Here is a 13,877-nt window from a genome sequence, read left to right as displayed (position 1 = left end):
CGGGTGGGGCCCTTGCCATGGTTAATGCGGCCTTAACCTTCCCACGCATAGTCTGGCAGCCAAATCTGCCGAAGTGCGTCACGCGCTCGGGCCAGGCAATCACTGACGGGGAAGAGCATGCGTTCAGGGGCTTCAGCACCGCTCGCGCTGACCGATACGGGGCACGGCATCCAGGCATTCGCGCGACGCCAGGTCGGCCGGCTTGTCGGCGCCGGCATGTTCGCGTTCACCGCTTTCGGCGTCGCCAGCCTGGCCACCTGGAATGTCGCCGACCCGAGCTTCTCGCACGCCACAGCCAACACCGTCACCAATGCCATGGGCTATGCGGGTGCTGTCTTCTCCGACATCGCCATGCAGTTCTTCGGCCTTGCCGCCGTGGCGGCGCTGGTTCCGGCCGTGATCTGGGGATATCTCCTGTTTTCGGCGCGTGGCGTCGACAGGCTGCCCAGGCGCGGTCTGTTCTGGTTCGGCTTTGCCCTGCTGGCCGCTGCGATCGCCGGCTGCGTGGTGCCGCCCAAGACCTGGCCGCTGCCGACCGGGCTCGGCGGCGTGTTCGGCGACATGGTACTGAAGATTCCGGGCGTCGTCATCGGTGGCTATCCGACCGGGCTGGTGGCCAGCGTGCTCGCCATTCTGATGGCCGGTCCGGCGCTATGGCTGTTCGCCTACGGTTCGGCGCTGATCGCACGCAAGAACGGTTTCGCCGTCATGGAGGAACCGGCCGCCGCCGATCCGCGTGAGGATGAGCTGCTGTTCGACAATGACGAGGATGAAGGCGACGAAGGCATGCTGGCGCTCGGCGCAATGACCCATTGGTGGCTTTCGTTCCGCGCGTGGATGCACCGCCGCGCCGTGCGCCGCAGGCAGCGGCGGGACGAATTCGAGCCGGGAATGGAGCCGCGCGCCAGCGCCTGGCGGCGTGCCGCCGAACGGGTCGAATCGGCCGAGTTCGCCGAGCAGCGGATGAGCCCGGATGGCCGTGCCCGCGTCGAACCGGAATTCTTCGCCGCCATGGTCAACGACCGCAGCGTTTCCGTCGATCCGGACGATGACGTCTTCGACGATCGCTTCGACACCGGCGATGACGATGTCGATTTCGACGATGAACCCCTCGTCCAGCGTCGCGCGGCTTCCACCGCAAAGGTCCAGCCGTTCCGCTCGGATGCCGCCACGCGCGTTGAAGCGCCGGCGCCGCGCCCGGCTCCGGGTGCGCGCGTCCAGCGCGAGGCGCAGGCCTCGTTGATCGGCTCGGAAAAATTCGAGATGCCGTCGCTGCATTTCCTGTCCGAACCGAAGAACGTCGCGCGCGACCCGAGCCTCTCGAAAGACGCGCTGGAACAGAACGCCCGCCTGCTCGAAGGCGTGCTGGAGGATTTCGGCGTCAAGGGCGAGATCATCCATGTCCGCCCCGGCCCCGTCGTCACGCTCTATGAGCTGGAGCCTGCGCCAGGCATCAAATCATCGCGCGTCATCGGCCTCTCCGACGACATCGCCCGCTCGATGAGCGCCATCGCCTGCCGCGTCGCCGTGGTGCCGGGCCGCAACGCCATCGGCATCGAATTGCCGAACGCCAAGCGCGAGACGGTGTATCTCAGGGAAATCATGGCCAGCCGCGATTTCGAGACCACCAAGGCCAAGCTGGCGCTGGCGCTGGGCAAGACCATCAACGGCGAGGCGGTCATCGTCGATATCGCCAAGATGCCGCACGTCTTGGTCGCCGGCACCACCGGCTCGGGCAAGTCGGTCGCCATCAACACCATGATCCTGTCGCTGCTCTACCGGCTGACGCCGCAGGAATGCCGGCTGATCATGATCGATCCCAAGATGCTGGAGCTCTCGGTCTATGACGGCATCCCGCACCTTTTGACGCCTGTCGTCACCGACCCGAAGAAGGCGGTGGTTGCGCTGAAATGGACCGTGCGGGAGATGGAAGACCGCTACCGCAAGATGTCGAAGGTCGGCGTGCGCAATATCGACGGTTTCAACGCACGCGTCCACCAGGCGGAGAAGAAGGGCGAAAAGATCTCGCGCACGGTGCAGACCGGCTTCGACCGCCAGACCGGCGAGGCGATCTACGAGACCGAGAATCTCGACCTCGAGCCGATGCCCTACATCGTCGTCATCATCGACGAAATGGCCGATCTGATGATGGTTGCCGGCAAGGACATCGAGGGTGCCGTCCAGCGCCTGGCGCAGATGGCGCGCGCCGCCGGCATCCATGTCATCATGGCGACGCAACGTCCGTCTGTCGACGTGATCACCGGTACCATCAAGGCCAACTTCCCCACCCGCATCTCCTTCCAGGTGACGTCGAAGATCGACAGCCGCACCATCTTGGGCGAGCAAGGCGCCGAGCAGCTGCTCGGCATGGGCGACATGCTCTACATGGCCGGCGGCGGCCGCATCCAGCGCGTGCACGGCCCGTTCGTCTCCGACGACGAGGTCGAGAAGATCGTCGCGCATCTGAAACTGCAGGGCGTGCCGGAATATCTCGACGCCATCACCGAGGACGATGATGAGGACGAGGACGAGCCCTCCGGCAAGGGCGGCTCGGGCGGCGGCGGCGGCAATTTCGAGGATTCCGACGATCCTTACGACCAGGCGGTGTCCGTGGTGTTGCGCGACGGCAAGGCCTCGACCAGCTATATCCAGCGGCGTCTGGGCATCGGCTACAACCGCGCCGCTTCGATCATCGAGAAGATGGAAAAAGAAGGCATTGTCGGCCCCGCCAATCATGCCGGAAAACGCGAGATCCTGGTGCCGATCGAAGAGGACAAATTCTGATCGCGACAAATACCGGCGGCAACTTTGAACCTTCTGGCGCGTTCAAGCGGTCAAGCAGTGTTCGCGCCGTCAAACTTCAGCCCAACTGGGGGTTCAGGACAGCAACAAATCAGGATTTCAAGATGAGAGTGACCGACATGAAAAACGATCTTTCCGCGCTCGGCGATCTTGCCCCGACGCGCCGTCAGTTGCTTGGCCTCGGCCTAGTGCTCGCGGGCGCTGCCGCCCTCAACGTGGTGCCCGGATTCGAGCTGCTGGCATCCGCGCAGGCCGCCGTGCCGGCGGCCGCGCAGAAGATCGCCGATCATTTTTCCTCGGTTAAGTCGATGAGCGGCGAATTCGTGCAGTTCGGCCCCAAGGGCGAACAGACCGGCGGCAAGTTCTTCCTGGAAAGACCGGGCAAGATCCGCTTCAATTATGACGGATCCTCGAATTTCCGGGTGATTTCGGACGGCAAGTCGGTGGTCATCCTCAACAAGAAACTGAACACGTCCGATCTTTATCCCTTGTCGAAGACGCCGCTGAAACTGTTGCTCGACGACCGGATCGACCTCTCCGGAAACCGCGTCAAGAGCGTCAAGGAAGAGGACGACCTCACCACCATCCAGCTCTCGGACAAGTCGGTGTTCGGCAATGCGCGGATCACCATGATGTTCGATCCGAAGACCTATGATCTGCGCCAGTGGACGATCACCGATGCGCAGGGCAAGGACACCACGGTGATGATCTTCAACACCAAGGAAGGCGTCAGCTTCGCTCCCGACACGTTTGCCATCGACTATACGGCCAATCGCGAGCTGAATACGAAAACCAGATAGCTTTCCTCGCGCTGGCGAAGCCTTTCGTGCAGTTTCGGCGGTGCGGCGCCGACCTCCGCAACTGCTGCAATGCTTGTCTTTATGGCGCGGGGCTGGCAGTAGTTCGGCGATCTTTCGCCGGACCCGCCAAATGCCCTTTTCCATCGCCACCTGGAACATAAATTCCGTTCGCCTGCGCATGCCGATCATCGAGCGCCTGCTCGATGAATACGCACCCGATGTGCTTTGCCTGCAGGAAACAAAAGTTCCCGACGAGCTGTTCCCCGAAAAGGCCTTCCGCAGGCTCGGCTACGGGCACATCGCCTTTCACGGTCAGAAGGGCTATCACGGCGTGGCGACGGTCGCGCGCCGGCCGATCGTGGTGGTCGAGAAGCGCCGCTTCTGCGACATCGACGACAGCCGGCATTTGTCGGTGACCGTGCGGGCCGGCGGCAAGACGATCCTGCTGCACAATTTCTACGTTCCGGCGGGCGGTGACGAACCGGACCCGGAAGTCAACCGCAAATTCAGGCACAAGCTCGATTTCGTCGCCGAGATGAACGCAATCCGCGCCGAACACAGCGAAGTGTCCGCCTCGGTCCTGGTCGGCGACCTCAACATCGCGCCGCTCGAACACGATGTCTGGTCGCATAAGCAACTGCTCAACGTGGTCAGCCATACGCCGGTCGAGACGGAGAGTTTCGAGGCCATGCGGCTGGCCGGCGACTGGGTCGACCTGATGCGGCTCAACGTGCCATCAGAACAGAAGCTCTACACCTGGTGGAGCTACCGCGCGCAGGACTGGGAGGCATCCAACCGCGGCCGGCGGCTTGACCATGTCTGGTCGTCACCGAACCTGGTGCCTGATTTCACCGGCTACGAAATCCTGCGGGCGGCGCGTGGCTGGGAACGTCCCTCGGACCATGTTCCGGTCATCGCGCGGTTCAACCTGGACTGATCAGCCGGGCCGGCGCTTTTCCCACTCCGGCGACAATTGCGTCAAGCCGCTCGGTCGCCATGATGAAGGGCAGGTCATTTTCGGTGGCGCGAACCAGCCGGAACTCCACCTGTCTCTCCCGTTCACTCGGAAAAGCGCGGCGCCAGCTTCTCGATGCGGTGGATCATTGCCTGAAAGTCTTCCAGGATGCGCTGGTGGAGCTGTGCCGCCAAATCCGGATATTCCTCCAGGATGCGGCGGAACATCTTTCGGCTGAGCCGGATCACCTCCGAATCGACCGCGGCCGATGCACTGGTCAGCCGGTTGGTGTCGGCGATCAGCGCCAGTTCGCTCAGCATGGTGCCGGGGCCGGCCGTGCCGATAGGGATGCGTTCGCCTGTCTGCTCGCGGTAGAGCACGATCTCTCCGCTGACCACGATATAGGCCGAATCAGCCATATCGTCCTCGCGATAGAGCTTGTGGTCTGCCTGCAGCAGCATGGTCTCGGCGCCGAAGGCGAGCAGGCGCAATTGTTCCTGCGTGAAGCCCTCGAAAAGCCTCACGGCTGACAGGATGCGGATGTCGTCATCCAGCGCCATCTAGCTGTGTCCCCGAACGGTCAGTCCAATCCCTCCTCTGCGGTGCGATCCAGAATCCCGCTCCAACAGGATCGCACCCAAAAGCAGCCCCGCCCAGACCGCTTATTGGATAATAAAATGTCTAAGGAACCAGCTTGTAGCCACCGCTTTCTGTCACAAGAATTTCCGCATTGGAAGGATCGCGCTCGATCTTCTGGCGCAGGCGATACACATGGGTTTCCAGCGTGTGCGTGGTAACGCCGGAATTGTAGCCCCACACCTCCTCGAGCAGCACGTCGCGCGTCACCACCTTCTGGTCGGCGCGGTAGAGATATTTGATGATCGAGGCCTCCTTCTCCGTCAGCCGCACCTTTGCGCCGCGCGGGTCGATCAGCAGCTTCTGGCTTGGCTTGAAGGTGTAGGGGCCGACCGAGAAGGTGGCGTCCTCGCTTTGCTCGTGCTGGCGCAGCTGCGCGCGGATGCGCGCCAAAAGCACCGCGAAGCGGAACGGCTTCGTCACGTAGTCGTTGGCGCCGGCTTCGAGGCCAAGGATCGTGTCCGAATCGGTGTCGTGGCCGGTCAGCATGATGATGGGCGCCTTGTAGCCGCCCTTGCGCAGGATCTTCACCGCTTCGCGGCCGTCCATGTCGGGCAGGCCGACATCCATGATCAGCAGGTCGATGAGGCCGCCACGCGCCGCGGCGACGCCTTTTGCCGCAGTGGACTCCTGCAGCACGTCGAATTCCTCATAAAGGGACAATTGCTCGACCAACGTGCCGCGCAGGTCGTCATCGTCGTCGACGATTAGGATGGTTCGTGAAGTCATGGATCAATCCGTTGTTTTGAAAAGAAAATTCAGTTGACCGCTGCCTGTTTATGCGGAAGCTGACCGGCACAACAGCCGATCACAGTGATTTGTTCCGTGGCACGATCATACAAGAAAAAACACGATCGCAATGCAGCCGGCGCAATTTTGCGAAAAGGACTGCGGGTGCTGACCGTGCGGGCAAGGCCCGGCCGTCCCAGCCAGGGGCTGCTGCAGGCGGGCAGAACGGTGTTTGCCTGCGCGCTGGGGCGTGGCGGCATCTCGGCGGGCAAGCGCGAAGGCGACGGCGCCACGCCGCTTGGCCAAATGCGGATCCTGTCGGGTTATTTCCGGGGAGACCACTTCTCCAGCGGCCGCATCACCCGGCTGGCGATGACGCCGATCGGGCCTGATCTCGGCTGGTGCGAAGTGCCCGACGACCGAAACTATAACAGGCCAGTCAAGATCCCCTACGGCGCCAGCCACGAACGCATGCGGCGCGACGACAGGCTCTATGATGCCTGCCTTGTGCTCGACTGGAATATAACGCCGCGCCGCCGCGGACGCGGCAGCGCCATCTTCTTCCACCTGGCGCGCCCGGGCTTCACGCCCACGCAAGGCTGCGTCGCGGTGACCGCACGCACGATGGCGCGCCTTTTGCCGCTGCTGTCGGACCGGACGGTGGTGAGGGTGGTAAGGTAGGGAGTAGGGAGTAGGGAGTAGGGAGTAGGGAGTAGGGAAATAGGCAGTCGGGCTCTTCCTAATCTCTAATCCCTACTGCCTACCTCCTTACCTCCGTGGCTGCTGCCAACCGATGTCGAGCAGGCCCAGCCGGCCGCGTTCGCGGTCCATGGCACGGGAGACGTCTTTGCGCGTGGCGCCGACATCGCGCAACTGGCGGTCCGACAGATCCTCGACATCGTCCTGCGGCAGGCTTGCCGCGACCTTGGCCTGGCGGAGCCAGTCGAACGCGGCGGTCAGCCAGTTCAACCGGCTCGCGGGAGCTCTCAAAGCTATGTGAGACATGATGCGGCTCCTTCCATCCGGACATAAAATCCGGTTTGATATTGGTTCGATGGTTGCATCATGCCCGATTGAAAGATTGGAGAGAAACGAGTAGTTCTTTCCGGATTATCAAGTTTTCTTTGAGGATCAGGGCGCCATGACCGCGTCTGTTCTGGGGCCGCGCTGATGGCCCGCCTGGTGCCGGGAACCCGGGCGCTGAGGACGCTGGAGGCAGCGGCCCGGCATCTCAATTTCACCCGGGCCGCCGACGAACTCGGCCTGACGCCAGCCGCCGTCAGCCACCAGATCAAGGAGATCGAAGACCAGCTCGGCATCGTCCTGTTCACGCGTTCCAGCCGCAGCATCCGGCTGACGGAGGCCGGAACGGTGCTGTTCGAGGCCTCTGCCGATGCGCTCGACCTGCTTGGCAAGGCCGTCTCGCGGGCGCAGAAGATGACGCGCGGCACGACGCTGCTGAAAGTGACGCTCGACGCCCAATTCGCGACGAAATGGCTGATGCGGCGGGTCGAGGATTTCCGAAAAAAACATGAAGGCATCGAACTCAGGTTCGACATCGCCTACGGATTGCGGGATTTCGACCTCGACGATGTCGATGTCGGCATCCGCTTCGGCGCCGGCAGATATCCGGGACTTTGCGCGCACCGGCTGTTCGACAACGTCATCATTCCGGTGTGCAGCCCGAGCCTGCTGGCATCAGGTCCGCCGCTGCGCGAACCGCGCGATCTCTTCCATCACACGCTTGCCCATATCGAATGGGCGCGGCAGGGCGTGACCTGGCCGAACTGGCGCATGTGGATGGCGGCAGCCGGCGTCGACGATTTCGACGACAGCCGCACCATCGTTTTCGGCACCTCGGCCGACGCGGTCCAGGCGGCGATGGAGGGCAGCGCCGTGGCGCTCGCCGATTTCGCCATGGTGGCCAACGACCTTTCCGAAGGTAGGTTGGTGCGGCCTTTCGAACTCGGCATCAAGGTCGCGCCGGAATTCGCCTATTTCCTGGTCTATCCCAAGGAACTGGTGAACGATCCGCGCATCGTTGCCTTTCGCACGTGGATTCTGGAGGAAATGGCAAAATCCCAAACCGCGGACCGGGTGTAGCGGAGGCCTTCAACTCGCTGCGGCGCCGAACCAGCCGACCACGGCGCCGACGATCAACAGCACGCCAAGCCAGTGGCCGCCGTCGATGATGGTCAGGTTCCAGCCGAAATTCTCGTAGTGATGATTGACCGACAGCGTGGTTGCGACGAAGCCGAGCCAAAGCACGAAACCGAAGACCAGTCCCGCCAGCAATGTCGGCTCGCCGCCAGTCACCGCGCCGACGACCAGGGCCATCACAAGCGCCATGACCAACTCGGCGATGAAAGAGATGAGAAACGGCAGCAACGATTTCTTCATGGTCGCCGGATCGAGTTTTGCAGCCTTCAGCCATGGCTTACTCAAACCGGTGTACCAGCCGGCGCCGAACAGCCACGCCAGGATTGCGGCGACGATCACCGCCAGCCAGTTAACCGCTGAAAAATCCATGATATTCCCCTCTGATACGGAGCTCATGGAAACGCCTGTTCAGTGGCGGCGTCAAGCCGGGCGCTCGGTGCTCCACCGCCAGACGGTGGTGCGTTTTATTTCGGCATCCTCGAGCGCCCGCGTCACCGGCACCTGGTAGACGCCAAGCGGTTCCAGCCCCGACCGCGGCAGATAGGAGCGGCCGGGATCGCCGATCAGGATATCGGCGCCGCGCCGCTTCAGAGCCGCGAACCAGGGCGTCAGCCGGTCTGCGAACGGCTTGTCGTAGAAGACATCGCCGGCAAGAACCACGTCCCAGTCCGCATCCGTTCCGACGCAGTCATCCTGGACGAATTCGACGGCGACGCCATTGGCTTGCGCATTGAGGCGGACCGCCGTGGCGCAGAACGGGTCGATGTCGGCGGCGGTCACCCCTGCCGCGCCGGCTTTGGCCGCGGCGATGGCGACGAGACCGGAGCCGGAGGCGAAGTCGAGCACGCGCTTGCCCCGCACCATGGCCGGGTTGTCGATGATATGGCGGGCAAGCCCCTGGCCGCCGGCCCAGGCAAAGGCCCAGAAAGGCGGCGGCAGCCCGATCTCGACCAGCTCGTCCTCCGTCCGCTGCCACAGATCATGCGCCTCGTCGGCAAGATACAGCGCAATCTCCGGCACATGCGGCGGCGCCATCAGCGCCGTATTGTCGAGGATGAAGCGTTCCGCGCTATGGCTCGTGAGAACCGTCACGGAGCCGGCGTCAGGCCACCCATGCGGCAGACTTCCTTCCATTCGGCCGGCGTCACCGGCTGCACGGAAAGCCGTCCGAGCCGCACCAGCGCCATGTCGGCGAGCTTGGGATTGGCCTTGACCTGCTCCAGCGTCGGCGGGTTCGGCACATCCTTGAAGGCGCGGATGTCGACGCATTCCCAGCGCGGATCGTCCGATGTGGTGTCGGGATGAGCCAGTGCGCACACTTCGGCGATGCCGACCACGTTCAGCCCCTCGTTGGAGTGGTAGAAGAAGCCGAGATCACCGATCTGCATGGCCTTCATGTTGTTGCGCGCCGCATAGTTGCGCACGCCGTCCCATTGCGTGCCTGCCTTCCCCTTGGCCTTCAACGCCTCGAAGGAGAACACCGAGGGTTCGGATTTGAACAACCAGTAGTTCATTCGTATTGCTCCTCCAGCCTTGTGCCGATTAATTAGCCGCCGGCTTGTTGAAGGTCCAGTTCCACTGGCGGACCTCGACGCTTTCGAACAGTCCCGCCTTGGCATAGGGATCGGCGGCCGACAGCGCCTGCGCGCCTGCCATGTCAGGCGCTTCGACGACGACGAGGCTGCCGTTGGACTTGCCGTCGGCGTCGAGGAACGGACCGGCGAAGGCCAGCTTCTTGTCGCTGTTCAGCCCTTCGAGAAAAGCGAGGTGCTCCGGCCGCGTATCGATGCGCACTTGCGTGCTTCCGGGCTTGTCCTTGCAAATCAACGCGAACAACATGTCTCTGTCTCCTGATGCTGGAATCAATCGTCGGTTTCGGTCTTCAGCGGCCGGGTCATCAAGGCCGCCACAGCCTGCCGGATGGTGATGGTGCCGTCCAGTATGGCGGCGACGGCGGCGATGATAGGCGCGTCGATGCCGCGCTCGGTGGCGATGCGGGCGGCGATCGCCGCCGTCGGCACGCCTTCCGCCAGCGGCAGCCCGCCAAGCGGCTTGCCCTGGCCGAGCGCCAGTCCGTAGGCGAAGTTGCGCGATTGCGTGGACGAGCAGGTGAGCAGCAGGTCGCCAAGGCCGGAAAGCCCCATCAACGTCTCGGGTCTGGCGCCGAAGGCGGCGCCGATGCGGCGCAGTTCGACGAAGCCGCGCGTCACCATGGCGGCCTGGGCACTGGCGCCAAGCCCGGCGCCGGTGACGGCACCCGCGGCGATGGCGAAGACGTTCTTCAAGGCGCCGCCGATCTCGACGCCGATCAAATCATCATTCGAATAGCAACGCAGATTTTCCGCCGAGAAGCGCGCGGCAAGCTTGGCCGCCAGCGCCTCGTCGCGGGCGGCAACCACCACCGCTGTCGGCAAGCCCCGGGCAACGTCCGTGGCGAAGCTCGGGCCGGACAGAGCGGCGACCGGATTCCCAGGCAGGATCTCCCCGACGATCGCCGAAAGCAAGTCGCCGGTGTCGCGTTCGATGCCCTTCGCGCAAAGGACAAGCGGAACGCCGGAAGGCATATGCGGCTTGGTGGCTGTCAGCATCGCCCGCAGCGATTGCGCAGGCGCCACTGCCAGCACGCAATCGGCACCGTCGAGCGCGGCTTGGATGTTGCTCGTCGCTACGATGCCGGCCTGGAGCGCGATGCCAGGCAGATAGCGTCGATTTTCGCCGTGGTCGATTGCGGCGACGGTCTCCGGGTCGCGCGCATAAAGGCGGACGAAATGGCCGGCGCGCAGCATGGCCAGCGCCAAAGCGGTACCCCAGGCCCCGCCACCGAGCACGGCAACGCGCCAGCCGGTTGGCGCGGCCTCGATGCCGCTCATGCCTTCCTCGCTCATGCCCTCCTTGCTCATGCCCTCCTTGCTCATGCTTTGGCCCCGCGCCGGCCCGAGCCGATCATCGGCGCGGAGATGCTGTCCAGCGGCCAGCGCGAGCGCGGCACGAAGTCGAAGCCGTTTTCCTGGGCCAGGCCTTCGCGCATCCGCTCGATGCCGGCCCAGGCGATCATTGCCGCATTGTCGGTGCAAAGTTTCAGCGGTGGCGCGACGAAGGCGAAGCTCGCCTCGGCGCACAGCCGTTCCAGCGTCGCCTTGATCGTGTGGTTGGCGGCGACTCCTCCGGCGACGACCAGCGCCGGCGCTGCCGTGCCGGGGAATTCCCGGCGGAACCGGGCGAGCGCGCGCGAGACACGGTCGCCCAGCGCGTCGGCCACCGCCGCCTGGAACGACGCGCAGATGTCGGCGACGTCCCGGTCGCTCAAGGGCTCGATCGCGCTCGCCGCCTGGCGCACAGCGGTCTTCAGGCCGGAGAACGAAAAATCGGGCTGCGCCGATCCCTTCATCGGACGCGGGAAGGCAAAACGACCCGCATCGCCCGATGCCGCCGCCTTCTCGACATTGGGACCGCCGGGATAGGGTAGGCCAAGCATCTTGGCCGTCTTGTCGAATGCTTCGCCGAGCGCGTCGTCGATGGTCGTCGCCCAGCGCTGGTAGTCGCCGACGCCGCGCACGGCCAGGATCTGTGTGTGGCCGCCGGAGACCAGCAGCAGGAGATAGGGAAAGTCGAGCCCATCGGTCAGCCGCGCCGTCAAGGCATGGCCTTCGAGATGGTTGACGGCGATCAGCGGCTTGCCGGTTGCGGCCGCGATCGCCTTGGCCGTCATCAACCCGACGATGAGGCCGCCGACGAGGCCCGGACCTGCGGTCGCGGCGATGGCATCGATGTCGGCCAGCGCCACGCCCGAATCGGCAAGGGCTGCCTCGACAATGCCGTCCAGCGCCTCGACATGAGCGCGCGCGGCGATCTCCGGCACAACCCCGCCGAAGGCGGCATGCTCCTCGATCTGCGACAGCACGATATTGGACAGGATTTTGGGCGCGGCATTGCCTTCCAGCGCCACGACGCTGGCGGCGGTCTCGTCACAACTCGTTTCAATGCCCAGAACGCGGATCAATTGGTCGCTGTCCCCAAGGATTGTGTATCGGGGCATTCCCCGGTAGGAGACGCCCGGAAAAGGCGACTTCGCCTGCCGGGGGTTATCACGGACCGCGCGCCATGCAAACAATCTTGAAGATCGGAACACGCGGCAGCCCGCTGGCGCTGGCGCAGGCGCAGGAAACCCAGGCGCGGCTTATGGCGGCGCATGGTTTGCCGCAAGAAGTGTTCGAAATCGTCGTCATCTCGACCAGCGGCGACCGCATCCAGGACCGGCCGCTGTCGGAAGCTGGCGGCAAGGGCATGTTCACCAAGGAGATCGAGGAGGCGCTGCTCGCCCGCGCGATCGACATTGCCGTGCATTCCTCGAAGGACATGCCGACGCAGTTGCCCGATGGGCTGGAGCTGTCTGCTTTCCTGCCGCGCGAGGACGCGCGCGATGCTTTCGTCGGCAAGGCGGCTAAGACGATTGCAGACCTGCCGCGTGGCGCCAAAGTCGGCTCGTCGTCGCTCAGGCGGCAGGCGCTGATCCGCCGCATGCGGCCGGATCTCGACGTGGTGATGTTTCGTGGCAATGTGCAGACGCGGCTGCGCAAGCTCGAGGAAGGCGTCGCCGCCGGCACCATCCTCGCCCATGCCGGGCTGAAGCGGCTCGGGCTCGGCCATGTGGTCACCGATCTGATCCCGCTCGACATCTTTCCGCCGGCGCCGGGCCAAGGCGCGATCGGCATCGAAACCCGCATAGGCGATGGCGACGTCGAACAGATGCTGGCGGCCATCCACGACCTGCCGACCGGACAGGCGCTGGCTTGCGAGCGCGCTTTCCTGGCGGCCCTCGACGGCTCTTGCCGCACGCCGATTGCCGGTCATGCCGTGATAGACGGCGCGGACCTTTCTTTCGCGGGATTGATCATCTCGCCTGATGGCACGCAGTCGCACATGGTCGAGATGAAAGGCCCGGCGCTGGATGCCGCCCGCATCGGTGAAGAGGCGGCAAGGACGGTGCGGGCCAGGGCCGGCGAGACATTCTTCGACGGCTGGGCCTGATGGTGCAGCGCGTTCTGGTGACGCGGCCTCAACCGGGCGCCTCCCGCACCGCGCGACTGCTCAAGGACATGGGGTTTCTACCGCTGCTTTTGCCGCTGACCGAGACGGTGACCTTGCCGATCGATACGGACCTCGTCATCGGCAATGCCGTGGCCGTTGCGGTGACCAGCGCCAATGGCGTGCGCTTTGCGCCTAAGGAGGTCGTCGCCCGGCTTTCGGACTTGCCTTGCCATGCCGTCGGCAAGAGGACCGCGCAAGCCGCGCGTGAAGCAGGATTTTTGTCCGTCAGCGAAGGTCCCGGCAATGCCGAAGGTCTTGCCGGCAGTCTTGCCGGCGAATTCCAGGGCAAGACCATTGTCTATCTCTGCGGACGCGTGCGCTTCCCGGCATTCGAGCAGCGGCTGCAAGCTGCCGACGTCGGGGTCCGCCCCGTCGAGACATACGACACGCTCGCCGTGACCTATTCGGACGAGGCCGTGCTTGCCCGTCTGTCGGGGCAAACCGCGGATGCGGTGCTGCTCTATTCCGCCAGGGCGGCTACCGCGCTGCAGGCCCTGGTCAGGCGGCCTGCGCTGCATGAAGCCTTTGACAAGACGCGGGTTTTTGCCCTGTCGCATCGCATCGCCGCCGTCCTTGGCGACGTCGCTGGCGACCGTATCCACATAGCCGCGCGGCCCGACGAGGGTGCGCTGCTTTCGCTTTTGCGGCCCGGGTCCTGAGCCGCGTCATCACACCGCCCCTTTTCACCGCTTGGTGATGTGCTAGAC

General features: G+C 64.3%; 16 protein-coding genes. 7 read left to right on the top strand and 9 right to left on the bottom strand.

All coding sequences use genetic code 11. From position 1 onward, the window contains the following. Positions 1-117: 117 nt before the first annotated feature. From FJ946_RS09760 to FJ946_RS09750, 3 genes are all read left to right on the top strand, one after another. On the top strand, positions 118-2,784 hold the full coding sequence (locus tag FJ946_RS09760) for a DNA translocase FtsK (protein WP_140563948.1): 2,667 nt from the start codon (positions 118-120) through the stop codon (positions 2,782-2,784). A gap of 137 nt (positions 2,785-2,921) precedes the next feature. After that, the gene (locus tag FJ946_RS09755; RefSeq protein ID WP_140513951.1) at positions 2,922-3,602 is read left to right on the top strand and encodes an outer membrane lipoprotein carrier protein LolA; all 681 of its coding nucleotides are present in this window, start codon (positions 2,922-2,924) and stop codon (positions 3,600-3,602) included. Between the two features lie 130 nt (positions 3,603-3,732). After that, a complete protein-coding gene (locus tag FJ946_RS09750) occupies positions 3,733-4,539 on the top strand; it encodes an exodeoxyribonuclease III (protein WP_140563947.1) in 807 nt (268 codons plus the stop codon). 122 nt (positions 4,540-4,661) lie between these two features. Here the strand turns inward: FJ946_RS09750 and FJ946_RS09740 are convergent, their stop codons facing one another. Both FJ946_RS09740 and FJ946_RS09735 read right to left on the bottom strand, forming a co-directional pair. Beyond that, complete coding sequence (locus tag FJ946_RS09740; RefSeq protein ID WP_140492671.1) at positions 4,662-5,117, bottom strand: cyclic nucleotide-binding domain-containing protein; 456 nt, start codon at positions 5,115-5,117, stop codon at positions 4,662-4,664. Positions 5,118-5,238: 121 nt separating this feature from the next. Then, a complete protein-coding gene (locus FJ946_RS09735; protein WP_091576052.1) occupies positions 5,239-5,922 on the bottom strand; it encodes a response regulator transcription factor in 684 nt (227 codons plus the stop codon). Positions 5,923-6,066: 144 nt separating this feature from the next. Here FJ946_RS09735 and FJ946_RS09730 point away from each other — a divergent pair, with 144 nt between their 5' ends. Next, positions 6,067-6,603, top strand: coding sequence for a L,D-transpeptidase (locus FJ946_RS09730; RefSeq protein WP_181165209.1), 537 nt, complete (start codon positions 6,067-6,069; stop codon positions 6,601-6,603). A gap of 87 nt (positions 6,604-6,690) precedes the next feature. Here FJ946_RS09730 and FJ946_RS09725 read toward each other — a convergent pair whose 3' ends face one another. Then, a complete protein-coding gene (locus FJ946_RS09725; protein WP_140563946.1) occupies positions 6,691-6,927 on the bottom strand; it encodes a hypothetical protein in 237 nt (78 codons plus the stop codon). Positions 6,928-7,092: 165 nt separating this feature from the next. Here FJ946_RS09725 and gcvA point away from each other — a divergent pair, with 165 nt between their 5' ends. After that, positions 7,093-8,025, top strand: coding sequence for a transcriptional regulator GcvA (gene gcvA / locus FJ946_RS09720; RefSeq protein ID WP_140492662.1), 933 nt, complete (start codon positions 7,093-7,095; stop codon positions 8,023-8,025). A gap of 9 nt (positions 8,026-8,034) precedes the next feature. On the opposite strand, the gene FJ946_RS09715 is transcribed toward gcvA, so the two are convergent. The 6 genes from FJ946_RS09715 to tsaD are packed head-to-tail and all read right to left on the bottom strand — an operon-like array spanning position 8,035 to position 12,079. Further along, positions 8,035-8,451, bottom strand: coding sequence for a DUF1761 domain-containing protein (locus FJ946_RS09715; protein ID WP_140563945.1), 417 nt, complete (start codon positions 8,449-8,451; stop codon positions 8,035-8,037). Between the two features lie 51 nt (positions 8,452-8,502). Beyond that, positions 8,503-9,174 carry a methyltransferase gene (locus FJ946_RS09710; protein ID WP_140524658.1) on the bottom strand — a complete coding sequence of 224 codons (672 nt, stop codon included), beginning with the start codon at positions 9,172-9,174 and terminating at the stop codon, positions 8,503-8,505. Further along, positions 9,171-9,596: an EVE domain-containing protein gene (locus FJ946_RS09705; protein WP_140492656.1), complete on the bottom strand. Its 426-nt coding sequence runs from the start codon at positions 9,594-9,596 to the stop codon at positions 9,171-9,173. The genes FJ946_RS09710 and FJ946_RS09705 overlap by 4 nt, the downstream gene beginning before the upstream one ends. A 28-nt stretch (positions 9,597-9,624) precedes the next feature. Beyond that, positions 9,625-9,921, bottom strand: coding sequence for a YciI-like protein (locus tag FJ946_RS09700; RefSeq protein WP_140492651.1), 297 nt, complete (start codon positions 9,919-9,921; stop codon positions 9,625-9,627). Positions 9,922-9,944: 23 nt separating this feature from the next. Further along, positions 9,945-10,967 (bottom strand): NAD(P)H-dependent glycerol-3-phosphate dehydrogenase, encoded by a 1,023-nt coding sequence (locus tag FJ946_RS09695; RefSeq protein ID WP_140563973.1) that lies wholly within the window; start codon positions 10,965-10,967, stop codon positions 9,945-9,947. Positions 10,968-10,993: 26 nt separating this feature from the next. Further along, on the bottom strand, positions 10,994-12,079 hold the full coding sequence (tsaD, locus tag FJ946_RS09690; protein ID WP_181167607.1) for a tRNA (adenosine(37)-N6)-threonylcarbamoyltransferase complex transferase subunit TsaD: 1,086 nt from the start codon (positions 12,077-12,079) through the stop codon (positions 10,994-10,996). Between the two features lie 104 nt (positions 12,080-12,183). On the opposite strand from tsaD, the gene hemC reads away from it, so the two are divergent. Both hemC and FJ946_RS09680 read left to right on the top strand, forming a co-directional pair. Continuing rightward, positions 12,184-13,110 carry a hydroxymethylbilane synthase gene (gene hemC / locus FJ946_RS09685; RefSeq protein ID WP_140563943.1) on the top strand — a complete coding sequence of 309 codons (927 nt, stop codon included), beginning with the start codon at positions 12,184-12,186 and terminating at the stop codon, positions 13,108-13,110. Between the two features lie 2 nt (positions 13,111-13,112). Then, a complete protein-coding gene (locus FJ946_RS09680) occupies positions 13,113-13,829 on the top strand; it encodes a uroporphyrinogen-III synthase (protein ID WP_140547247.1) in 717 nt (238 codons plus the stop codon). Positions 13,830-13,877: the final 48 nt, after the last annotated feature.

The organism is Mesorhizobium sp. B2-4-7 (assembly GCF_006442685.1).
In the GTDB taxonomy this organism is placed as follows: domain Bacteria; phylum Pseudomonadota; class Alphaproteobacteria; order Rhizobiales; family Rhizobiaceae; genus Mesorhizobium.
Note: the sequence above shows the minus strand (reverse complement) of the source record. Positions and strands in the feature narration are given on the sequence as shown.

Coding starts and splice junctions, on each gene's coding strand:
- FJ946_RS09740 (WP_140492671.1), bottom strand. CDS start 5,117: ATGGCGCTGGATGACGACATCCGCATCCTGTCAGCCGTGAGGCTTTTC.
- gcvA (WP_140492662.1), top strand. CDS start 7,093: ATGGCCCGCCTGGTGCCGGGAACCCGGGCGCTGAGGACGCTGGAGGCA.
- FJ946_RS09725 (WP_140563946.1), bottom strand. CDS start 6,927: ATGTCTCACATAGCTTTGAGAGCTCCCGCGAGCCGGTTGAACTGGCTG.
- FJ946_RS09750 (WP_140563947.1), top strand. CDS start 3,733: ATGCCCTTTTCCATCGCCACCTGGAACATAAATTCCGTTCGCCTGCGC.
- FJ946_RS09705 (WP_140492656.1), bottom strand. CDS start 9,596: ATGAACTACTGGTTGTTCAAATCCGAACCCTCGGTGTTCTCCTTCGAG.
- FJ946_RS09755 (WP_140513951.1), top strand. CDS start 2,922: ATGAAAAACGATCTTTCCGCGCTCGGCGATCTTGCCCCGACGCGCCGT.
- hemC (WP_140563943.1), top strand. CDS start 12,184: ATGCAAACAATCTTGAAGATCGGAACACGCGGCAGCCCGCTGGCGCTG.
- FJ946_RS09700 (WP_140492651.1), bottom strand. CDS start 9,921: ATGTTGTTCGCGTTGATTTGCAAGGACAAGCCCGGAAGCACGCAAGTG.
- FJ946_RS09735 (WP_091576052.1), bottom strand. CDS start 5,922: ATGACTTCACGAACCATCCTAATCGTCGACGACGATGACGACCTGCGC.
- FJ946_RS09695 (WP_140563973.1), bottom strand. CDS start 10,967: ATGAGCGAGGAAGGCATGAGCGGCATCGAGGCCGCGCCAACCGGCTGG.
- FJ946_RS09760 (WP_140563948.1), top strand. CDS start 118: ATGCGTTCAGGGGCTTCAGCACCGCTCGCGCTGACCGATACGGGGCAC.
- FJ946_RS09715 (WP_140563945.1), bottom strand. CDS start 8,451: ATGGATTTTTCAGCGGTTAACTGGCTGGCGGTGATCGTCGCCGCAATC.